The organism is Hephaestia mangrovi (assembly GCF_019880555.1).
In the GTDB taxonomy this organism is placed as follows: domain Bacteria; phylum Pseudomonadota; class Alphaproteobacteria; order Sphingomonadales; family Sphingomonadaceae; genus Sphingomonas; species Sphingomonas mangrovi.
On the sequence record NZ_JAINVU010000006.1, the window covers coordinates 151,974 to 173,947 of the forward strand.

Consider the following 21,974-nt stretch of genomic DNA (forward strand, 5'->3'; position numbering starts at 1 on the left):
GATGGCCAATGCTTGATGCGCGCGGCCCGGCACCCGACATTAGGGGAAAGGGCCGCGGGTCTTTGCGGTCCCAAGGAGTGAATATCTAATGCCATCCTTTGCCTCCGCGCTCGAAACCACGCTGCACAAGGCGCTCGAAGCAGCGTCGGCCCGGCGCCACGAATATGCGACGCTCGAGCATCTGCTGCTCGCGCTGATCGACGACGAACATGCTTCCAAGGTGATGTCGGCGTGCAATGTCGATCTGGGCGATCTCAAGGCCACCGTCGCGCATTATCTTGATACCGAGCTCGATGCGCTCAAGGTCGATGCCGCGACCGATCCGTCGCCGACTTCGGGTTTCCAGCGCGTCGTTCAGCGCGCGATCCTGCATGTCCAGTCGTCGGGCCGCGACGAGGTGACCGGCGCCAACGTGCTGGTCGCCCTGTTTTCCGAACGCGAATCGTACGCGGTCTATTTCCTGCAGCAGCAGGATATGAGCCGGCTCGACGCGGTCAGCTTCATCAGCCACGGCGTCGGCAAGGGCGGCGCGCCCGCCGAGACCACGACGCCGAAGGGTGCCGAAGAAGAGAAGGCGTCGTCGAAGGGCGACAAGAACAAGAACGAAAGCCCGCTCAAGCAGTTCACCGTTGACCTCAATGAAAAGGCCAAGGATGGCCGCGTCGATCCGCTGATCGGGCGCGGGCCGGAGGTCGATCGCACGGTGCAAATCCTCTGCCGCCGCAGCAAGAACAACCCGCTCTACGTGGGCGATCCCGGCGTCGGCAAGACCGCGATCGCCGAGGGGCTGGCGCGCAAGATCGTCGAAGGCGACGTGCCCGATGTCCTTAAGGAAGCGGTGATTTACTCGCTCGACATGGGCGCGCTGCTCGCCGGCACGCGCTATCGCGGCGATTTCGAGGAGCGGCTGAAGGCGGTCGTCTCCGAGCTGGAAAAGCTGCCGCACGCGATCCTGTTCATCGACGAGATCCATACGGTGATTGGCGCCGGCGCGACCAGCGGCGGGGCGATGGACGCCTCGAACCTGCTCAAGCCGGCGCTCAGCGGCGGCACGATCCGCTGCATCGGCTCGACCACCTACAAGGAATTCCGCAACCATTTCGAGAAGGACCGGGCGCTGCTCCGGCGCTTCCAGAAGATCGACGTCAACGAGCCCACGGTCGAGGACACGATCAAAATCCTCGCGGGCCTGCGCAGCGCGTTCGAAGAGCACCATTCGGTCAAATACACGCCCGATGCGCTCAAGTCGGCCGTCGAGTTGTCGGCGCGCTACATCAACGACCGCAAGCTGCCCGATAAGGCGATCGACGTGATCGACGAGGTTGGCGCAATGCAGATGCTGGTGGCGCCGTCGAAGCGCCGCAAGACGATCACGCCCAGGGAGATCGAGGCGGTGATCGCGACGATGGCGCGCATCCCGCCGAAATCGGTGTCGACCGATGACAAGAAGGCGCTCGAAAGCCTCGAGACCGACCTGAAGCGCGTGGTGTTCGGCCAGAACGACGCGATCGAGAAGCTCGCCTCGGCGATCAAGCTCAGCCGTGCCGGGCTGCGCGATCCCGACAAGCCGATCGGCAATTACCTGTTCACCGGCCCCACCGGCGTCGGCAAGACCGAAGTCGCGCGACAGCTCGCCTCGATCATGGGCATCCCGCTGCAGCGTTTCGACATGTCCGAATATATGGAACGCCACAGCGTCTCGCGGCTGATCGGCGCGCCGCCGGGTTATGTCGGCTACGATCAGGGCGGGTTGCTCACCGATGCGGTCGATCAGAACCCGCATTCGGTGCTGCTCCTCGATGAAATCGAGAAGGCGCACCCCGATTTGTTCAACATCCTGTTGCAGGTGATGGACAACGGCAAGCTCACCGATCACCACGGCAAGACGGTCGATTTCAGGAACACCATCCTGATCATGACCACCAATGCCGGCGCGTCGGACATGGCACGCGAGGCGCTGGGCTTCGGCGTGTCGAGCCGCGAGGGCGAGGACGAAGAGGCAGTGAAGAAGATGTTCACGCCTGAATTCCGCAACCGTCTCGATGCGATCGTGCCGTTCGGGTATTTGCCGCCCGAAGTGGTGGCGCGCGTGGTCGACAAGTTCATCCTGCAGCTCGAACTGCAGCTTGCCGATCGCCAGGTGCACATCCAGCTCGATGATGGTGCCAAGGCTTGGCTGACCGAGAAGGGCTATGACAAGCTCTACGGCGCGCGCCCAATGGGCCGCCTGATCCAGGAAAAGATCAAGCAGCCGCTCGCCGAGGAATTGCTGTTTGGCAAGCTGGTCCATGGCGGCGAGGTCAACGTCAAGCTGAAGGACAGCGCGCTCGCTTTCGAGATCGTGCCGGCCGCGCCGAAGAAGCCCAAGAAGGGCGGCGGCAAGAAGGCCGAGAAGGTCGACGCCAAATAACCATAAGGGCCGGGACATGCTCCCGGCCCTTTTTCGTTGTCGTGCCCGCGCTTGACTCAGCCGGCGCCCGCCGGAATAGCCCGAAATCATGACGGATCAGGCTCCGCATGCCACCGATCTGCCGTTCGCGGGGGTCGAGCTTGGCGGCACCAAGTGCATCGCGATCCTCGCGCGTGGCCCCGACGACATCATCGCCGAGCGCCGCATCGCGACGACCGGCCCGGCGGAGACTCTCGCGGCGATCGAGGCGGCGCTGGATGGCTTCGGCCAGTTCGCGGCGCTGGGTATCGCCAGTTTCGGGCCGGTGTCGATCGAAGCCGGCGCGGCCGATTACGGGTTCATCACCTCGAGTCCCAAGCCCGGCTGGCAGCAGACCGATCTCGCCGGGCGGCTCCAGCGGCGTTACGGCGTGCCGACCGGCTTTCATACCGATGTGACTGGCGCGGCGCTCGGCGAGGGGCGGTGGGGCGCGGCGATCGGGCTCGGCGATTTCGCCTACGTCACGGTTGGAACCGGCGTCGGCGTCGGGCTGATCAGCGGCGGCCGGCCGGTCGACGGGATGACGCATGGTGAGCTTGGCCATGTCCGCCCGGTCCGGCTTGCGGGGGACGCGTGGCCGGGGCATTGCCCGTTCCACGGCGCTTGCGTCGAAGGCCTTGTATCGGGGCCGGCGATCGCGGCGCGGGCCGGGCGGCCTGCGCCCGAGCTCGCGCCGGAAGACCCGGCGTGGGAAGGCGTCGTTCATTCCCTCGCGCAACTCCTCCATGTGCTGGTGTTGACCGGCGTGCCGCGGCGGGTCGTGTTCGGCGGCGGGGTGATGACCGGCAACGGCCATCTGTTTCCCCGGTTGCGCACGGCCTTGGCGGAGAGCCTCGCCGGCTATGTCCGGCGGCCGGAGCTCGACGATCTCGATCGCTATGTCGTGCCGGCGGCGCTGGGCGGCAATGCCGGGCCGCTTGGCGCGATCGTGCTGGCGGCGATGGCGGCGAGGGGGCTACCGATCGACTGACCGGCTGCCGCAGGCCGGACAGCCGGAATCCTTGGGCAGGGTGAGCGTGCGGAAGCGGAAGGCGAGGGCGTCCACCAGCAGCAGCGTGCCGGCGGGATCGTCGCCGAACGGTACGATCGCGCGGATCGCCTCGATCGCGGCGAGGCTGCCGAGCACACCGGTCATCGCGCCGAGCACGCCCTGATCGGCGCAGCTCACCTCCGGACGATCGGGATCGTTCCCGACCCAGCAGCGATAGCAGGGCTTGTCCGCTTCCCAGCCGCGGAACACGCCGAGCTGCCCCTCGAACTGCCCGACGGCGGCAGAAACAAGCGGGATACGGGCGGCGAGCGCGGCATCGGCGACGGCGAGACGCGTAGCGAAATTGTCGCAGCCATCGAGCACGACATCGGCGCCGGCGATCAACGCCGCGGCGTTGGCGGCATCGAGGCGCGTGACGTGCGGCTCGACCGTCACGTCCGGATTGAGCGCGGCCAGGGCGTCGCGCGCGGCTTCCGCCTTGGCGCGGCCGATATCGGCGGTGCCGAACAAGGTCTGGCGCTGGAGGTTGGACAATTCGACGCGATCGTCGTCGATCACGATCAGCCGGCCGACCCCCGCGGCGGCGAGATATTGCAGTGCCGGCGAGCCGATCCCGCCCGCGCCGATCACCGCCACGGTCGCGCCGAGCAGCCGCATCTGCCCCGCACCGCCCACATCGCGCAGGATGATATGGCGGGCGTAGCGCGAAAGCTGGTCGGCGCCGAGCGTCACCGCCCGGTCGAACCGAATCCGCCGGCGCCGCGCAGCGTTTCGTCGAGCGATTCGGTTTCGACGAGATCGGCACGTAACACCGGCGCGGGCACGAGCTGGGCGATGCGATCGCCGCGGCGGATCGCGAACGATTCCTGCCCCAGATTGGCGAGAATCACTTTCACCTCGCCCCGATAATCGCTGTCGATCGTGCCCGGCGTGTTGAGGCAGGTGATGCCATGTTTGAGCGCCAGCCCCGAGCGCGGACGGACCTGCACCTCATAGCCATCGGGAATCGCGATCGCGAAGCCGGTCGCGACGGCGTGGCGGCCGCCGGGCACAAGCGTCACGTCCTCGGCGGCGACGACATCCATGCCGGCGGCGCCATGCGTGGCGTAAGCGGGAAGCGGCAGGCCCTCGCCATGAGGCAGGCGCAGAATGGGGATGGTGATCGACATCACTCCCCTTTGGGTGCTGGCCCGGCGCGGATCAAGAGAGCGCGCACCCGGCAAAGGTTCCGAAAGTTCCGGGAAAACGACACGAACCGACCCCGTGCGAAGCGGCCCGGGAAGCAATTCGGCTTTCCAGCAGAAACCACGGCCCGTTCCATCATCGGAACATTAGCAGAACATAGCCGTGTAGGAAAGCGATGACGATGCGCCCCTCAGTCGCCCTCCAGCGCGTCGGCGATGCGCGCGGCGAGGCGGTGAGCGACGTCGTCCTTCGGCAGCGTTTCCCAGCTTTCGACGCCCGATTCGCGGACGAGGTGGATGGTGTTGGCGGCGCCGCCCATCACATCGCCGGAGACATCATTGGCAACGATCCAGTCGGCGCCCTTCTTCGCGCGCTTGGCAGTGGCGTGCTCGATCACCTTTTCGGTTTCCGCGGCGAAGCCGATCACCAGCCGGGGGCGTCGCGGGCTGCGCGCCAGCATGGCGAGGATATCCGGGTTCTCGTGGAGCTGGAGCGCGGGCGGCGCCTCGCCCTTCTTGATCTTCTGCGCCGCCGCCTCGGCATGCCAATCCCCGACCGCGGCGACCATCACCGCGGCATCGGCGGGCAGCGCCGCGGCGACGGCATTGGCCATTTCCTGTGCCGTCTCGACATCGACGCGCGTGACGCCGGGCGGCGTCGGCAGCGTCACGGGGCCGGCGATCAGCGTCACGCGAGCGCCCATCCCGGCAAGCGCGCCAGCGATCGCAAAGCCCTGGCGGCCCGACGAGCGATTGGCGATGTAGCGCACCGGATCGATCGGCTCGTGCGTCGGCCCCGCCGTGACGAGGATGTGGCGCCCGGCGAGCCGGCCCGAACCGCCGGCCGGGGGGGCGTTCGATACCGGTGCGGACGCGGGCGTCGTGCCGAGCGCCCGTTCGATCGCGGCGACGATAGCCACCGGCTCGGGCAAGCGGCCGGGGCCACATTCGCCGCACGCCATCGGCCCTTCGTCCGGCTCGATCACGGTGACGCCATCGCCGCGCAGCGTGGCGACGTTGCGGATGGTGGCGGCGTGCTGCCACATGCGCACGTTCATCGCCGGGGCGGCAAGCACGGGCTTGTCGGTGGCGAGCAGCAGCGTGGTGGCAAGATCGTCGGCGATGCCGGCGGCCATCTTCGCCAGCAGATCGGCGGTGGCCGGCGCGACCACGACCAGATCGGCCTCGCGGCTGAGCTGGATATGGCCCATCTCGGCCTCGTCCTTCAAATCCCACAGGCTGGTGTGGACCGGCTGTTCGCTGAGCGCCGCGAGCGTCATCGGCGTGACGAAATGGCTGCCGCCTTCGGTCAGCACGCAGCGCACGCCGATCCCGGCCTTGCGGCACAAGCGGATCAGCTCGCAGGCCTTGTAGGCGGCGATGCCGCCACCGACGATCAGCAGGATTCGCTTCATCGCGTCAGTCTTGTCACGGTGATGCGCCGTCTGTCGAGCGCGCGATGAACGAGATCGCCGATCGCATCGGGCGCAAGCGCGAGCCCGGCGAACAGGATCGGCGTGACCAGCATCACCCGCGCGATCGTCTCGCCATTCGGGACCACGGCCAGAAACGCCGCATAAGCGACGAGCACGATCGCGACGCGCGGGCCGGCCGGATCGGGCCATGCCGCCCAGCCGGCTAGCGCCAGCCCCGCCAGCGGTGCGGCGACCAGCATCGGCAGCGCGGCAAGCGCCGTGGCGGCGACCGAGGCGCGAACCATCGCGCCGAGCCCGAGCAGCCCGACCGGCGGCAGGTCGCCGCCATTGGCCGCGTGCAGGTGGCAGGCAAAGGCGAGTGCGAACGCGGCGAGCGCGCCGCCCCAGCCGAGCGCCTCCCGTCCGTCACCGTCGGCCAGCGCGACCAGCAGCATGATCGCGGCATAAAGCGCGGCGGCGGGTTCGATCAGCATCGCGATCGTGGCGAATGCCGCCGCCTCCACCCACCGCCCCGGCCGCCACGCGGCCAGCGATAAGGCGACCAACGCGCCTGCCCATGCTGCAGGGAGCGCGACAAGGCCGTCGCTCAGCGCCCGTGTCGCGCCGACCGCGACGAGCATCGGCGGCACCAGCGCGGCGCCACGCTGCAGCGTCGGGCGAAACCGGACGAACCACGCCGCCACCGCACCGGCAATCAGCGCCGCCAGCATCAACAGGTCAATCCAGCCGGGCAACGCCGCCTCGATCAGCGGCAGGATCGGCATCGGCATCGGTGTCGCAGCGCCGCTCTGCCCGCCGATCGTCGCGTGGGCGACGGTGTAGAAAGTGCCACCATGGCGAATACCGTCGATGATCGCCGCGACGATTGCCGCGGCACCGGCGCCGATTGCGGGGCCATCACCGGACGGGGCGCCGATCGCGGTAAAACAGGCGAGGACCACCAGCGCGACGAGCGCCAGCACGATCCGCGCCTGACCGCGGCTCAGCGCCGCGAAACGGGTCGGGCCGGCGGCCCAGAACGGCCGGCGAGTGCGGCCGGCGGCCATATCAGTGGAGTACCACCCAGGTCGCGGCGACGCTCGCCAGCGCGGTGACGATCGCCACCGCGGCATAGCGCCAGCCGCCGCCGAGCCGGACCACCTCGATATCCTTGAGCGGCGGGGCGGGCGGGGCGCCGCCCGGCGGCGGATAGCGCGCCTCGATATTGCGGATCAGGTCGGGGAGGCGAGCGAGCGTCTGCACGTCCTTGACGATGCGATCGGCCAGCGCGGTTTCGGGGCCGAGCTCGGTCCTGATCCAGTCGCGGACGAACGGCGCCGCGGTTTCCCACATGTTGATCTCGGGATCGAGCGCATTGGCGACGCCTTCCACCATCACCATCGTCTTTTGCAGCAGCAGCAGGTGCGGCTGCGTCTGCATGTCGAAATCGCGGGTGATGTTGAACAATCCGTCGAGCATCATGCCGACCGACATGTCCTTGACCGGCAGCCCGCGCATCGGCTCGCCGACCGCGCGCAGCGCGGTGGCGAACTCGGCGACATTATGATGCGGCGGCACATAGCCGGCCTCGAAATGGATTTCGGCGACGCGGCGATAATTGCCGGTGATCAGGCCGTAGAGGATTTCGGCCAGCCAGTTGCGCGCGCGCCGGTCGATCCGCCCCATGATACCGAAATCGATCGCGGCGATGCGGTTGCCGGGCAGCGCGAACAGATTGCCCTGGTGCATGTCGGCATGGAAGAAGCCTTCGGAGATCGCCTGGCGCAGGAAGGCGTGGACCAGCGTCGAGGCGAGCGCCTTGAGATCGTAGCCGGCGGCGATCAGCGCCTCGCGATCGGAAAGCTTGATGCCGTCGATCCATTCCAGCGTCATCACCCGGCCGGTCGTGCGTTGCCAGTCGATCGCCGGGACGATGTAATCGGGCTCGGCCTGCATCGCTTCGGCAAGCTCGGACGCCGAGGCGGCTTCGCGGCGCAGATCGAGCTCGCGCGCCGTCCAGCGCTTGAAGGTCTCGATAACGAGGCGCGGGCGCAGCCGCGCGATCTCGCCGCCTTGCGCCTCGAGCTGCGCGGCGGCCCATTGATAGGTGTCGATCGCGCGGGCGAAGTCTTTCTCGATCCCCGGCCGCAGTATCTTGACGGCGACGTGGTGCCCCTCGGTGGTGACGGCGCGATGGACCTGGGCGATCGAGGCGGCGCCGATCGGCTGCTCCTCGATCGAGGCGAAGGCGGTATCGATCGGGCGGCCGAGATTTTGGCGAAGCTGCTCGCAGATCGTCTCGAACGGCACCGGCGGCAGCGCGTCCTGCAGGCGCATCAGATCGTGTGCGGCCTCGTCGCCGATCAGATCGGGGCGAGTCGCCAGCGTCTGGCCCAGCTTGATCGCGGCGGGACCGATCGCCTGGAAGGCGTCGGCGTAGCGCGGCACCTTGGGCACGCGCGCCCCGAATCGGGCAACGCGCGCCAGGCGGCGGACCGGGGCCGGGGTGTTCGGATCCTGCTCGATCCCGCGCAACGCGCCGTGGCGCGCGAGGATGCGCCCCCATTTGAGCAAGCGCCAGAGATGGACGGCGGGGGCTGTCACGCGGCGGAAAGCCTCGCAGAAGAGTGGTTCGCGCAGAGACGCAGAGACGCGGAGAGAAGCGGCGTGTGACGACCGTCCCGCGTCGGCGGGGGCGTCATTTCATCGTATTGCCAATGGGGTAGAGGCCGCCGGCGCGGCTGAGGCTGCCGCAGGCGACACCTCTCTGCGTCTCTGCGGCCCGGCGCGAACAAACTCAAATCCGCCACCCCGAATGAATCGCGACCAGCCCGCCGAGCATCGGTTCGACCTTGGTCTGGACGAAGCCGGCCTCGCCGATCATCCGCTCGAAAGTCGGCATGTCGGGGAAGCGGCGGATCGATTCGATCAGGTAGCGATAGCTGTCCTCGTCATCGGCGAGCAGGCGGCCGAGCTTGGGCACCAGCTTGTGCGAATAGAAATCGTAGACGTCGGCGAAGCCCGGCCACAAGGTCGTCGAGAATTCGAGGCAGAAGAAGCGGCCGCCGCGCTTCAACACGCGATGGGCCTCGCGCAGGGCGGCCGGAATGTCGGTGACGTTCCTGATGCCGAACGCGATCGTATAGGCGTCGAAGAAGCGATCGGGGAATTGCAGCGTCTCGGCATTGGCTTCGGTCCAGACGAGACCGTCGAGCCCGCGCTGCTGCGCGCGCTCGATACCGACGGCGAGCATCTCCGGATTGATGTCGGCGACGGTGACGTCGGCGCCCGACGCGGCGAGGCGGAAGGCGATGTCGCCGGTGCCGCCCGCCATGTCGAGGATCTGTTCGTGCGGGCGCGGCTTGACGCGGCGGACGAAGCGATCCTTCCACGCGCGGTGCATCCCGCCCGACATCGCGTCGTTCATCAGGTCGTAGCGGCTGGCGACATTGGAGAAGACCCCGCGGACCCGCGCGGTCTTTTCCGCGGGCGCGACGTCTTCATAGCCGAAGGAGACGGTGTCGGTCATGCCGTGGCCTGTAGCCAAGGCTTGTGAGGGGAGCAAACTGAACGTAGGGCCGGCCCGAGAATCTCCTCCGCTGGTGCCCGGAGCCCGGTCATGCCCGAATTGCCCGAAGTCGAGACGACCGTGCGCGGATTGCGGCCGGTGCTCGACGGGCAGCGGATCGCCACGGTGCAGCTGCGCCGCCCCGATCTGCGGCGGCCATTCCCCGACGATCTCGGCCAGCGGCTGACCGGCGCGACGGTGACCGGGCTCGGCCGGCGCGCCAAATACGGGCTGATCGATACGTCGCGCGGCGACACGATGATCTTCCACCTCGGCATGTCGGGGCGCTGGCGGGTCGATCCCGGCGAGCTGCTGCCGCACGACCATCTGGTGATCGATACCGGCGAGGGGCGCCGCGTCGCGCTCAACGATCCACGCCGCTTCGGGTCGGTCGACCTGTGGGCGAGCGATGAGCTGGCGCATTATCCGCCGTTCGTGGCGATGGGGCCGGAGCCGCTCGGGCCGGCGCTGACGGCGGAGTATCTGGCCGCCGCGCTGGCCGGGCGCAGCGCGTCGATCAAGCAGATGCTGCTTGACCAGCGGATCGTCGCCGGGCTCGGCAACATCTATGTCTGCGAAGCGCTGTACGAGGCGCGGATCTCGCCGAAGCGCGCGGCGGGCAAGATCGCGCCCGCGCGGCTGGCGCGGCTGATCGAGGCGATCCATCTGGTGCTCAACGCCGCGATCGAGGCGGGGGGATCGAGCTTGCGCGATTATGCCAGGCCCGACGGCGAACTGGGTTATTTCTCGAAGCAGTTCCAGGTCTATGGCCGCGAAGGCGAGCCGTGCGGCTGCGGCGGCACCGTGAAACGCTATGTCGAAGGCGGCCGATCGACCTTCTGGTGCCCCGCCTGCCAGCGGTGAACCGGCGACAAAGATGCGAAAGGAGACAAGAATGGTCCAGAACGCCTTTCTGTTCGATCTCGACGGCACGCTGGTCGACAGCGTCTATCAGCACGTGCTGGCCTGGCACGAGGCGCTCAGGAGCGAGCGGATCGAGCTGTCGATCTGGCGCATCCACCGCAAGATCGGGATGAGCGGCGGTTTGTTCGCCGACCAGTTGCTGCGCGAGATCGACCGGCCGATCGACGATGCGATGATCGGCCGCCTGCGCGCCCGCCATGCCGAAGCGTATAACCGGCTGGCGGTCGATGTGGCGCCGCTGCCCGGCGCGCGCGAGCTGCTCGAGACGCTGACCGCGACGGGGGTTCCCTGGGCGATCGCGACCAGCGGGCGCATCGAGACGGCGGCGGTCAACCTCGCGGCGCTGGGCGTCGATCCGGAGGCAAACGTCGTCGTCACGCGCGATCAGGTGCGCTTCGCCAAGCCCGATCCGGACCTGTTCGTCGAGGCTGCGCGGCGGCTGGGCGTGCCGATCGAACATGCGATCGTCGTCGGCGACAGCGTGTGGGACATGCTTGCCGCGGCGCGATGCCGCGCGCTCGGCGTCGGCTTGCTGTCGGGCGGCTATGGCGCCGACGAGCTCGAACGTAGCTGGGCGCTGCGCGTATACGAAGACCCGGCGGACCTGTTGCGCCACCTCGATGAGGTATCGTCACGCGCCTACGCGGCGGCCGGCCGATGATCGCGGGCCGCGTTGCGGAAACATTGAGTCTCCGAAACTAGCCATACCGACGGCGCCGTTTGCCGCTATGGAATGGCCGATCGAACGGAGGCGGATATGGACGATATCGCGACGACCTGGCAGTCCCGCGTTCTCAGCCTGTTGCGGATCATGGCGGCATTGCTGTTCATGGAGCACGGCTTGATGAAGCTGCTGCATTTCCCCGGCCCGCAGCCGGGCGTGCCCGATCCGCTGCCGATGCTGCTGCTGTGCGCGGCGGTGATCGAGGTGATCGGCGGTCTGTTGTTGGCGATCGGGTTGTTCTCGCGCGTCGCCGCCTTCATCTGCTCGGGGCAGATGGCGGTAGCGTATTTCATCGCGCACGCGCCGCAGGGCTTCTGGCCGGGGCTGAACGGGGGCGACGCGGCGATCCTGTTCTGCTTCATCTTCCTCTACATCGCCGTTGCGGGGCCTGGCGCGTGGAGCGCGGATCGCATGCTGAAACGCTCCTGACGCGGCTCGGCGTCAGCCGATCCGAGCCGTGGTAAGGCTTTCCTCACCCCTTTGATGCACAGGCGAACCTATCGTTCGACCGGGGCGGGAGAGTATCATTTTCGGCGTCAGGCTGTTGCTGGCGATTGTGATGATGATCGGCGCGTGGTGGCCCATGGCGGCTGCCGCGGCGCCGCTGCGTGTCAATGCGCTGTGCCATGCGGTGACGGCGACGCCCGGCCGATTCGATGCGCCGCCGCCCGCGCGATTCTCGTGTCGTGGCGCACCTGCCGGATATCAGCGCGGAACCTTGTGGCTGCACGTCGAGTCGCGGCAACTGGCATCCAACGATCGCGATGCCGTGCTGCTGGTGCGCCAGAGCCGTTTCTCGCGCCTCGCCGTCGGCTTTGCCTATGCCGATGGCCATGTCTCGTGGCAGCAGGTGACGAGCGGCGGGTTCGGCGATCACTGGCGCCCGGGCGGGCAGATCGCGTTCGAAGCGCCGGTGCGTGATGCCGCCCTTGTCGGCATGACATTGCGGTTCGACCGGCTAGCCAGTCACGATCTACTCCAGATGCGTATCGTCGGGCGCGGCGCGGCGGTAAACCAGTCGGCGATGCTGGCGGCGCTGATCGGCGTCGCGCTGACGCTGCTGCTGATCGGCGCGATCTACAATGCGTCGCTGGCGGTCATGATTCGCCATCGCTTCCTGGCGTGGCACGGCGCCTGGGCCGCGTGCATGCTGCTATGGGGCGTGATCTGGTCGCAGCTCGAGCTGCCGCTGGCGCCCGGCATCGCGGGAACGGTGGCGGCGCAGACCTGCACCTTCCTGGCCTGCCTTGCCATCGCGCTGGCGACGATCAGCGCGGCGACGTTCCTCGGCCGTACCGCGCTGCCGCGGCAGATGTCGCGGATGCTGGTCGGTATTGGCGTCTCAGTAGGCGTCGTGGGCATTCCGACGTCACTGGTGCGCGGGCACGCGATCGAGGGGCTGGCGACGCTATTGGGGATATTGGTGCTGGCCGATCTTGCCGCGGTGGCGCTGAGCCTCGCCTGGGCTTGGCGGCGCGGCAGCGTGCAGGCCCGCGATCTCGTTTGGGCCTGGTCGGTACCGATGCTTGCGCTGGCCGTAACGCAAGTGACCGATGTCGGCACGATCCTGTGGGGCGGGGGCGCGCAGATCCTGGTGCTCTTTGCCGGCGCCTGGCAGACCGTGTGGCTGTCGTACGCCGCAACCCGATCGCTGGCGCGCCTGCGCATCGAGCGCGACGAGGCGCGCGAGGCCGAGGCGATCGCCGTCGAACATGCCGAGCGCGACCCGCTGACCGGCCTGTGCAATCGCCGCGGCTTCGAGGCGCGCGTCGCCCGGTTGATCGCGGTGGCAGCGCGCGAGCAGGCGCCGGTGGCGCTGCTGCTGATCGATGTCGATCGTTTCAAAAGCGTGAACGATGCGCACGGCCATCGTGCCGGCGATGCGGTGCTGCGCGCACTGGCGGCGCGGCTGAGGCGCTGGGAGAGCCGCACCGCCGCAGTGGCGCGGCTGGGCGGCGAGGAGTTCGCGCTGCTGATTACCGGCATCGGCGGGTTCGCGCTTTCCCGATTCGCCGACGGCGTCCGCTGCGAGATCGCCGCGTGCGATCACCGCGCGATCATCGGCAACCGGCGCGTGACGGCGAGCATCGGCGTCGCCGAGATGGGGCCGGGGGACGATTTCGAAACGCTCTATGAAGCTGCCGATATCGCGCTTTACACCGCCAAGCATGGCGGCCGGAATCGGGTGATCCATCATCGCGATGGACCGGCGCCCCGGATCACGGGCGATCCCGCGTTGGGGCGGGGGGCCGGCTGATATCAGCCGAACCGCCGCGCGGCGACGTCAGGCGATGGTGCCGCGATCGTCGCCGACGATCAATGCCGAATCGGCACGAGCGAGCGTCACCAGCGTCAGCCCGGCCTGGCGAGCGCGCTCGGCGGCGAGGCTGGTCGGCGCCGAGATCGTCACCAGCAGCGGGCAACCGGCGCGGACGGTCTTTTCGACCAGCTCGTAGCTGCACCGCGCCGACAGGAGGATGAAGCCCGTGGCCGCATCGATCCCCGCGGTCGCGATGGCGCCGATCAGCTTGTCGAGCGCATTGTGGCGGCCGACATCCTCTCGCGCGCAAACGATCTCGCCGCCGGGCGTGCAAAAGGCGGCGGCATGGACGGCGCCCGTCGCGCGGCCAAGCGGCTGATGATCGCGGAGCGTCGCGAGAGCGCGGGCGATTGCCGCACGATCGGTCTCGATCCGCGCGGCGACCGGCGGCAGCGGCCGCAGCACCTCGTCGATATTGTCGATCCCGCACAGCCCGCAGCTGCTTTCCGTTACGCGCGCGCGGGCGCGCCGCAGCACGCGTTCGCTCGCTTCGGGAGGGAGCGTGAGGCGCACGATCCAGCCGCCCTCTACCGCGTGGATATCGGTTTCGATCAAGTCGCCGGCCGTGCCGATCAACCCTTCGGCAAGCGCGAAGCCGAGTGCGAAATCGCCGAGATCGGCGGGCGTCGCCATCATTACCGCATAGCCGATGCCGCACACCTCGATCGCGACGGGCGCCTCGATCGGCACGTCTCGCCTCAAAGCCCGATCGTCGCGATCCGCAAAGCCCAGCCGGCGGACGTCGAGCGTCACCAAGCAGGCATCGTCGGGGTCGCGGGGCTCAGCCATCGACTGCTGCGCGCAGGCGCGCGAGATCGCGGTGGCGGGTCGGCACGTCGGGCCGATCCGCCGCACAGCGATAGTCGCGGAGCTTTTCCAGCGAGCGGATCAGCGCATCGAGCGCGGGGCCGCTTGCGGTGATGCCCGAGAGATTGGCCTGGCTGAGATTGTCGCTCGGTTGCTCGATGAAACGGCGCACGAGCTGATCGTGATGCTGCCGCGCGGTCGCCGCGAACAGATCGCACACCTCGAGGAACAGCCGCACGCTGTTCCTGAACCAGGGCGCCGTCGCATGATCGTCGAGCAGCAGCAGAAGGTCGTCGAGCAGGCTGCGCCGGCTCATGCACGCGTTGAGGCGGCGTTGCTCGGACGGCAGCATGAACGGCATCTTCTCGTGCAGGAGCTGCGAATAATAGGGGTCGTTGGCGCGGCACAGGCCGAGCATCAGATCGATCTCGTTGATCCCGGCGAAATCGCCGGCATTGGCGCCGCGATAGACCTGGCGGCCGACGCGATAGGGCTTGTAATAGGGCCGGACGGAAAAGAAGAAGCGATCGATATCGAGGTTCTCGAACAGGCGATCGTTGACCCGGATCACGTCCGACAGCGCATGCCTGGCCTGTTGGTACAACACATCGGCGACCGGGCTGGTCACGCCCAGTGGCACGATGCGGTTCAACGCATCGGCGGCGCATTGAAAGGCGAGGATGCCGCGGGTGTTCTCGTCGATGAACAGGAACTCGTCGGGCAACGACGTGAAGCTCTTGCGCAGCCCTTGAACCGCCGGGTTGTGCGTCGCCAGATGCGCGGTGGCGAAGCGCGGCGCCATGCCGATCGACACGCCGATATGCAGCGCCAGTGCCGAGGCCTCCTCGAACGGCGAGCGATCCTCACGATCGGGATGGGTCAGCTCGTGGCGCCGCATCGCGCCCATATAGAGCCCGACATTGCCGAGCACGCCGAACGCATTGACGAAGCCGTCGCCGGTCTTGCCTTCCTCCAGCAGCGGCACGATCAGCGCGCGGCCCTCGTCACGCAGCGCCTGCTTGATCCCGGCGCCGACATTTTCGACCGCCATCCGGTCGGGCTGGGCGAAATAGATATTCTCCAGCTCGGTGTTCATCGCGACGAACGGGCCGCGAATCCAGTCTTCGAATCGATGAGCATTGTCCATGGCGGCTCTTTAGACCTTGTTTCAGCGACGCCGAAACGGTGCGCTCGTTCGCCCGGCCTAATGCGAAACGACACCCGAAACCGCGCGCGCGGCGATTTCGGCATCGGCCTCGTCGTTCCACGCGCCGAACGACAAGCGCAGGATCTTGCCGCGGCGATCGCATTGGACGCCGGCGGCGGCAAGCGCGGCTTCGGCCTCGGCACCAAGCTCGAGACAGAGCGTGCCGCCGCGCTCCTCCAGCGCAGCGGCCGGCGCGGCGACGCCGCTCGCGGCATCGAGAAAGCGTCGCGCGAGGCGCAGGTTGTGCGCCCTGATCGCGTCGACGCCGATCCGCCCGATCAGATCGAGGCCTTCGCGTGCCGAGACATAGGGCGCGATGCTCGGCGTGCCGCCCCAGAAGCGGCGCGCGTCGGGGGCGAACAGGAAATGCTCGATATCCATCTCGAACGGGTCGCGGTGCGAGAACCAGCCGCGCTCGACCGGTTCGATCCGCGCGGCGATGGTCGGCGAAACCCACAGGAAACAGCCACCCGGCCCCCCGCACAGCCATTTGAGCGAGGTGCCGGCGACGGCGTCGACCGGCCAGGCCGTGACGTCGATCGGCAGGATGCCGGCCGATTGCGCGATGTCGACGACGGTGAGCACGCCATGGGCGCGCGCCCGGGCGGCAAGCTCGGCGACCGGGCTGATCCGCCCGCTGTTCGAATGCACATGGGTGAGCACGACCGCGGCGACATCGGGATCGGCGAGCCGCGCCCAGCTATCGATTCGGTCGGGCGCGCCGCGGATCAGCTCGAGCCGCAGCCCCAGCCTGGCCAGCCCGGCGAGCGCGAAGCCCACCGAGGGAAACGCCTCGTGCGAGGCGAGCACGACGCTGCGGCCGGGCGCGACCGGGATGCCCGAGAGGAATCGGGAGATCGCGCCGGAAATGCTGGTTTGCGGGCACCAATCGGCGGCGTCTCCGCCCAGCAGCGTGGCCAATGCCTCGCGGAACGCCGTGATCGTGTCGAGCCAGTTTTGCCAGACGGCATCGGGGGTGTCGCGCCACGGCGCCAGGAAGTCGCGAGCGAGGCGTTCCTGCGTTCCCAGCGGCTGGCAACCGACGCTGTGGGCGAGGAGATAGGGCCCTTTCGCCGGGACGTGGAACAGCGATTTCATTCACTTACTCCCCGGAGGGCATCATCCTTCAGCGCGATCGCCCGCGCGCCGTCACTGGCCACAGGTCGACCAGCGTCGTGCCGCTCACGACATGATAGGTGTCATAGAGATTGACGGTGGGATCGCAATGCGGCGCGCCGAGCGACACCATCGCATCAAGCGCGGGCAGATCGCCGGCCGGGTGCACCAGCGCGCCCTGTTCGTCGCCCATGAAGAAATAGACCGTGCCCTCGGCCGCGCCATCGGCGACCAGTGGCGGCTTGGCGTCGGTGGCGAGCGACTTGAAGCCGGCATCGACCGTCACCAGCCCGGGCGAATTGGCGCTGATGACGCGGGTGTCGATCGTGAGCGCGGTCTCGAACGGCATTTCGCCCTCAGCCGTCAGGGCACAGACGCGATATTGATCGTCCATGAAGATGTAGGAGCCGACCTGCAGCTCGGTGAACAGGCCCAGCGTCGCGTCAATCCGGTGCGTGCCGGTGCCGCCGCCCGAAACGATTGGGGGCGCGCCGCCCGCTTCGGTCAAGGCGGCGAGGACGGTGCGGAGATAGTCGGCGCGCTCGCGGATCGCCGCCTCGCGTTCGGCGAAGCTCTCGATATGTTGCTGGGCGCCGCAATAATATTGCACGCCGCCGTAAAGCAGTGCCGGCTCGGCCTCGATCGCGCGGAACAGCTCGACCGCCGCCTCGGCGCTGGCAACGCCGGTGCGGTGGATGCCGGGATCGACGTCGATCAGCAGCGTGAGCGGCTGCCCGTCATGCGCGGTGACCGCCGCGGCGATGGCGCGCGCGCCGGCGAGGCTGTCGGCCGCGCACATCAGCCCGTCGCACCGCTGGTTGAGCGCGACGAGCCGCTCGATCGCCGGCGCGGAGATCACCGGCGAGGTGATCAGCAACCCCGCGATCCCCGCGTCGGCCAGCGCCTCGGCCTCGCCCAGCTTGGCGCAGCATTGGCCGATCGCGCCCGCCGCGATCTGGCGGCGCGCGATGTCTGCGCTCTTGTGCGTCTTGGCGTGCGGGCGCAGCTTCAATCCATTGGCGGCGGCGAAATCGGCCATCCGCGCGATGTTGCGATCGAGCGCGTCGCGATTCACCACCAGCACCGGCGTGTTGAGATCGCGGCGCGATCCCTGGCGCCCGACCAGGTGGCGGTGGAGTTCCTCGTCGGTCATGGCATCAGCTCCTTGTCGCGATATCGAACAGCCGCGCGAGATCGGCGTTGACGAACTTGGCCGACGGATCGACGTCGCTGCGCACCTTCAGGAAGGCGTCCGCCTTGGGATAGAGCGTGCGAACCTCCGCCGCGTTCAGCGTATGCCGCTTCGCCCAATGCGGGCGGCCGTTGGCGCCGCGCAGCACCGGCTCGATCTCGGCGAACAGGTCACGCCACGGCATCCGGGCATATTGGTGGAACGAGATCGACGCGCCCGGGCCGCGGTTGAACGGCGACATCCAGATATCGTCGCCCGCCACCAGCCGGAATTCGAACGGAAAGGCGACCGGCAGGTGCTTCCGCCGGATATAGTCGATCGCCTCGAGCAGTGTCGGCATCCCGTCGGCGCGGGGCAGTTCATCTTCCATTTCCTCGAACCGGATGGTGCGCTCGCCGGGAAAGATCTGCCAGGCCGGGCCGGTCCGCCGGGAAGGCTTGCGGCTCGCCCACATCATCAGGCGTTGCAGCGTCGGGATGGTGAACGGCGCCTTTCGAGCGATCTCGCAGGCGATGCGGAACGGGCGCTCGTCGATATCGGTCGATCGCTGCAACCCGCCATCATCCGGCGTCGGATGCAGGCTCTTGAAGATCACGTGATCGGCATAGGGAAAGACGAAGAATTCGAAATGGCGGGTCGCGGCGGCGAGCTCCTGCCAGCGTTCGGCGATCTCGCCGAGCGGGCGGCTCTCGATACGCTCCTCCAGGTGATAGGCGGGCAGCAGGTCGATGCGGATGCGCGTCGCGACCCCGAGCAGCCCGAGCGACAGGCGCTGCGCCTGAAACAGATCGGAATTGGTCGTCGCATCGCACTGGACCAGCCTGCCGTCGGCCAGCATCAGCTCGAACCCGGTCACCTGGGTCGAGAGACTGCCGAGATCCTTGCCGGTGCCATGGGTGCCGGTGGCGGTGGCACCGGCCAGCGACTGCGGATTGACGTCGCCCTGATTGATCAGCGACAGCCCTTCGTTCCACAAGGCTTCGGTCAGCCGCGCCAGGCTCCAGCCGGCGGGCACCCAGGCGCTCGCACGATCGGGCGCGATCTCGATCGCGGCGGCGTAATCGGCCATGTCGATCAGCGTGCCCCCGGTCTCGCACAGGGGCATGAATGAATGGCCCGCGCCGCGCACGCGGACCTTGGCGGCAGCGGTGACGGCGGCGCGCAACTCGGCTTCGTCGCGTGGTGCCACGATGGCCTGCGGCCGCGCCGCGACGCTTCCCGACCAGTTATGCCATTCCATCCGGTCCTCCTCTCGCTAACTGAAGGTCGCGAAATAATGCGCGAACAGCAGGCTCACTTCCCTGTTGATGATGTCGGTATCGCGATCGGGTTCCTCGACCACCATTTCCATCGCGGCGTAGCTCAGCTCGATCGTCATGCGCGTCGCCACCTCGAGCCGGCGCGGGTCGGTGGCGGGATAGAGATCGCGCATGTGCTTGAAGAAATGTGCAGCCACCATGTCGCGCGAGCGGAAGCGGATGTTCTGCAGCATCGGCACCGCGCGCAGCGCCCGCCCGATCGCCAGCCCGCCGGGGAAATTGCGCTGGATGTCCACCATCCGCTCGTGGATCGCCAGCGATTTGGCGAGCCGTTCCTCGAAGGTCGCGCCGGTCAGCCCGCCGGCGTCAACCCAGGCGATCACCTCGTCGTCCTGCGCGCGCATCAGGCGGTCGCCGAGCTCCTTCAGCACGGCATATTTGTTCGGAAAATAGCGGTAGAGCGCGGGCGGCGACAGCCCCGCCGCCGTGCAGATCAGGTTGGTCGTCAGCTGCTCGAACCCCACGCGTTCAAGCAACTGGCCGGCGGTTTCGAGGATCAGCTCGAACGTGTCCTGCGCGCGCGCCTGCCTGGGGCGCAGCTTGGTGGCGAGCGGCGGCGTCGCGGTGCGTTTGGCGGCGCGACGGGGGGGGCGGGTGCCGGTCATGCCGCCGGTGTGAGCACGACGCGGCGGCGTGTCGCGTGCACCGCAAGGACGATCGCGATCGCCGCTGCCATCACGCCGGCGCCGAGCAGCGCGGCGCCGCGCACGTCGCCGTCGCTGACCACGAACGAGGCGAGAAGTGGCCCCGTGCTACACCCCAACAGCGCCGCGCCCGAGCCGAGCACGGCGGCACGGCGCGTCGGGTCCGCCGCGATCGCCAGCGGCGTCAGCAAGGGAGCGGCGAACATCCACAAGCCGCCGAACAGCGCGGATGCGACGAGGAACGCATTGGCATCGGGCAATTGCGCGAACAGCAGCATCAGCGCCGCCATCGCCGCCTGCGATGCCAGCAACGCCGGTAGCCAGCGCAGTCGCCCGGCAAGAAGCGTGGCGAGCGTGCCGCCCGTCACTTGCGCGGCAAGAGAGAGCGACAACGCCACACTGGCGGTGCCCGCGGGATGGCCGGCCTGGCGCGACAGCGGCTCGACATAGATCCACACCGCCAGGATCGCCGCGTTGAAGCAGAAGGCCGCCCCCAGCGCCGCCAGCCCGCGTGGCGCCGGCAACCCGCTCGGTTCGTCGGCGGCGACGGGCAGCGGCGCGAAGGCGCGCGGGACCGCGAAGCCGGCGAGCGCGGTCATCGCGCCCGTCGCCGCCAACATGGCGAAGCCGCCATTGGCGCCGAACGGGCGGACCACCCACGCGCCCAGCGCGGCCACCGCGAGGAATTGCGCGAGCGTCTGCACCGTCAGATAGATCGCCGCCCAGCGTTCAGGCCGCGGCGCGCGCACGATCATCGCGGTCATCAGCCAGATCAGCGCGCCGCTCGGCACCCCGGCCAGCCCGCGCACGGCGACCAGCGTCCACCCGCCGCATGCCATCGTCATGAGGTCGAGCAGCGCGATCATCAGCCCGCAGACGATCGTCAGCTGCCGCAACCGCCGCGTGCCCAGCAATATGCCGGTCAGCCCGGCGGCGAGCCCCATGGTGAGCAATTCGAGCGTACCGGCCTGCCCGATCTGTGCCGCGCTGAGCCGGCCCTCGCGTTCGAGCGCGCCGAGCAGCAATGGGCCGACGCCGGCGAACATGATCCCCGCCACGCCGGCGAACAGGGTTGCGGCGATCCCGGTCGTCGAGGGCGGTGTGCCGAGCCATCTGCGCTCATCCGCCGCCGGGGCGGCCGTCACGCGGCGATCGCCTGCGCGGTGCCGATCATCGTGATCGAGACGGCGCTGCCGAGGCTCTCTCTCATCGCCATAGGTTCCTCTCCCTGACGCGAGAGAAGATAGCAAAAGATATTGTTTATGCAAATTCCATCAATATACGGAAATTAAAAGATAAAATTAGAAAGGATGAGTTTGCTACCGAAGGATGAATAGCAAATACTATTGTTAATTCGGCGGATCGCGCGATCGGCGAGTCGCGGGCGCTCTAAGTATAGCTGCGTATGGCCGAACCGGCCGGCTGGCGCGAGATAGCGTCATGACCAATCAGCCCGCGATCCGCCATGTTGTCGTGCTCGGCCATCCTGCGCCGGGGAGCTTCAACCATCAGGTCGCCGAGACCTATTGCGCGACCGCTCGCGCCTGCGGGCAAGAAGCCGAAGTGCGCGACCTTTATGCCAACGGTTTCGATCCGCTGCTCAAGGCCGACGAGCGGCCCGGCTATGGTGCCGGCACGCCGGCTCCCGACGTGGCCGCCGAACTCGCGGCGCTGGAAGGCGTGCGCGCGCTGGTGCTCGTCTATCCGATCTGGTTCGGGACGCCGCCGGCAATCATCAAGGGCTATGTCGATCGCGTGCTGAGCGCGGGTTTCGGCGCGCGCGAGGTGAAGGCGGGCAAGGCGCATCCGTTGCTGGCTGGCGCGCGTCTGATGACCTTTTCCTCGTCGGCGACGACGATGCCGTGGCTCAGCGAGCGGGGGCAGTGGATCTCGCTGCGCCAGGCGTTCGATAATTATCTGGCCGACGTATTCGCCATGCGCGAGACTAAGCGGCGCCATTTCGATGCGGTGGTCGACGGGTTGAAAGAACGCTTCGTGCTTCAGAAGCTGGAGGACGTGCGGCAGGAAGCGATCGGCCTGTGCGCGACGCTCGATCAGGAGCGCGCCCAGCGCGCGCTGCACCCGGCGGCCTGGCCGAGCAATCGCTGATCGGG

20 protein-coding genes are annotated in these 21,974 nt (G+C 68.2%); 7 read left to right on the plus strand and 13 right to left on the minus strand.

Annotated features, from left to right (window positions below; genetic code table 11):
* Positions 1-88: 88 nt before the first annotated feature.
* Positions 89-2,410 (plus strand): ATP-dependent Clp protease ATP-binding subunit ClpA, encoded by a 2,322-nt coding sequence (clpA, locus tag K7G81_RS14430; RefSeq protein WP_223031513.1) that lies wholly within the window; start codon positions 89-91, stop codon positions 2,408-2,410.
* 88 nt (positions 2,411-2,498) lie between these two features.
* Positions 2,499-3,419, plus strand: coding sequence for an ROK family protein (locus tag K7G81_RS14435; protein ID WP_223031514.1), 921 nt, complete (start codon positions 2,499-2,501; stop codon positions 3,417-3,419).
* Here K7G81_RS14435 and K7G81_RS14440 read toward each other — a convergent pair.
* The 6 genes from K7G81_RS14440 to K7G81_RS14465 all read right to left on the minus strand — a co-directional run bounded on the left by K7G81_RS14440 (position 3,405) and on the right by K7G81_RS14465 (position 9,568).
* Complete coding sequence (locus K7G81_RS14440) at positions 3,405-4,172, minus strand: HesA/MoeB/ThiF family protein (protein ID WP_223031515.1); 768 nt, start codon at positions 4,170-4,172, stop codon at positions 3,405-3,407. The genes K7G81_RS14435 and K7G81_RS14440 overlap by 15 nt on opposite strands.
* Positions 4,169-4,609 carry a dUTP diphosphatase gene (gene dut / locus K7G81_RS14445; RefSeq protein ID WP_223031516.1) on the minus strand — a complete coding sequence of 147 codons (441 nt, stop codon included), beginning with the start codon at positions 4,607-4,609 and terminating at the stop codon, positions 4,169-4,171. Before dut ends, K7G81_RS14440 begins: the two co-directional genes overlap by 4 nt.
* A gap of 206 nt (positions 4,610-4,815) precedes the next feature.
* Positions 4,816-6,039, minus strand: coding sequence for a bifunctional phosphopantothenoylcysteine decarboxylase/phosphopantothenate--cysteine ligase CoaBC (gene coaBC / locus K7G81_RS14450; protein ID WP_223031517.1), 1,224 nt, complete (start codon positions 6,037-6,039; stop codon positions 4,816-4,818).
* Positions 6,036-7,106, minus strand: a complete 1,071-nt coding sequence (locus K7G81_RS14455) for a hypothetical protein (protein ID WP_223031518.1) — start codon at positions 7,104-7,106, stop codon at positions 6,036-6,038. Before K7G81_RS14455 ends, coaBC begins: the two co-directional genes overlap by 4 nt.
* A 1-nt stretch (position 7,107) precedes the next feature.
* Positions 7,108-8,643, minus strand: coding sequence for a 2-polyprenylphenol 6-hydroxylase (gene ubiB / locus K7G81_RS14460; RefSeq protein ID WP_223031519.1), 1,536 nt, complete (start codon positions 8,641-8,643; stop codon positions 7,108-7,110).
* A gap of 193 nt (positions 8,644-8,836) precedes the next feature.
* Complete coding sequence (locus K7G81_RS14465; RefSeq protein WP_223031520.1) at positions 8,837-9,568, minus strand: class I SAM-dependent methyltransferase; 732 nt, start codon at positions 9,566-9,568, stop codon at positions 8,837-8,839.
* A 90-nt stretch (positions 9,569-9,658) separates the two neighbouring features.
* On the opposite strand from K7G81_RS14465, the gene mutM reads away from it, so the two are divergent.
* The 4 genes from mutM (at position 9,659) to K7G81_RS14485 (ending at position 13,512) form a co-directional block, all read left to right on the plus strand.
* Entirely contained in the window at positions 9,659-10,471 is an 813-nt protein-coding gene (gene mutM, locus K7G81_RS14470; RefSeq protein ID WP_223031521.1) for a bifunctional DNA-formamidopyrimidine glycosylase/DNA-(apurinic or apyrimidinic site) lyase, read from the plus strand.
* Positions 10,472-10,502: 31 nt separating this feature from the next.
* Positions 10,503-11,192 (plus strand): HAD family hydrolase, encoded by a 690-nt coding sequence (locus K7G81_RS14475; protein ID WP_223031522.1) that lies wholly within the window; start codon positions 10,503-10,505, stop codon positions 11,190-11,192.
* A 96-nt stretch (positions 11,193-11,288) separates the two neighbouring features.
* Positions 11,289-11,684, plus strand: coding sequence for a DoxX family protein (locus tag K7G81_RS14480; RefSeq protein WP_223031523.1), 396 nt, complete (start codon positions 11,289-11,291; stop codon positions 11,682-11,684).
* 130 nt (positions 11,685-11,814) lie between these two features.
* The gene (locus K7G81_RS14485) at positions 11,815-13,512 is read left to right on the plus strand and encodes a sensor domain-containing diguanylate cyclase (RefSeq protein ID WP_223031524.1); all 1,698 of its coding nucleotides are present in this window, start codon (positions 11,815-11,817) and stop codon (positions 13,510-13,512) included.
* Positions 13,513-13,539: 27 nt separating this feature from the next.
* Here K7G81_RS14485 and fdhD read toward each other — a convergent pair whose 3' ends face one another.
* Genes fdhD through K7G81_RS14520 form a run of 7 tightly spaced genes read right to left on the minus strand, consistent with a single transcriptional unit; the run spans position 13,540 to position 21,005 of the window.
* Complete coding sequence (gene fdhD / locus K7G81_RS14490) at positions 13,540-14,364, minus strand: formate dehydrogenase accessory sulfurtransferase FdhD (protein WP_223031525.1); 825 nt, start codon at positions 14,362-14,364, stop codon at positions 13,540-13,542.
* Positions 14,357-15,529: a PrnB family protein gene (locus K7G81_RS14495; protein ID WP_223031526.1), complete on the minus strand. Its 1,173-nt coding sequence runs from the start codon at positions 15,527-15,529 to the stop codon at positions 14,357-14,359. The genes fdhD and K7G81_RS14495 overlap by 8 nt, the downstream gene beginning before the upstream one ends.
* Positions 15,530-15,586: 57 nt before the next feature.
* Positions 15,587-16,687 (minus strand): aminotransferase class V-fold PLP-dependent enzyme, encoded by a 1,101-nt coding sequence (locus tag K7G81_RS14500; protein ID WP_223031527.1) that lies wholly within the window; start codon positions 16,685-16,687, stop codon positions 15,587-15,589.
* Between the two features lie 28 nt (positions 16,688-16,715).
* Complete coding sequence (locus tag K7G81_RS14505; RefSeq protein WP_223031528.1) at positions 16,716-17,858, minus strand: DSD1 family PLP-dependent enzyme; 1,143 nt, start codon at positions 17,856-17,858, stop codon at positions 16,716-16,718.
* 4 nt (positions 17,859-17,862) lie between these two features.
* Positions 17,863-19,137 carry a D-arabinono-1,4-lactone oxidase gene (locus K7G81_RS14510; protein WP_223031529.1) on the minus strand — a complete coding sequence of 425 codons (1,275 nt, stop codon included), beginning with the start codon at positions 19,135-19,137 and terminating at the stop codon, positions 17,863-17,865.
* 15 nt (positions 19,138-19,152) lie between these two features.
* Positions 19,153-19,821, minus strand: coding sequence for a TetR/AcrR family transcriptional regulator (locus K7G81_RS14515; protein ID WP_223031530.1), 669 nt, complete (start codon positions 19,819-19,821; stop codon positions 19,153-19,155).
* Positions 19,818-21,005 (minus strand): MFS transporter, encoded by a 1,188-nt coding sequence (locus K7G81_RS14520; RefSeq protein WP_223031531.1) that lies wholly within the window; start codon positions 21,003-21,005, stop codon positions 19,818-19,820. Before K7G81_RS14520 ends, K7G81_RS14515 begins: the two co-directional genes overlap by 4 nt.
* A 295-nt stretch (positions 21,006-21,300) precedes the next feature.
* Between K7G81_RS14520 and K7G81_RS14525 the strand changes: the two genes are divergently transcribed.
* Positions 21,301-21,969, plus strand: coding sequence for an NAD(P)H-dependent oxidoreductase (locus K7G81_RS14525; RefSeq protein ID WP_223031532.1), 669 nt, complete (start codon positions 21,301-21,303; stop codon positions 21,967-21,969).
* Positions 21,970-21,974: the final 5 nt, after the last annotated feature.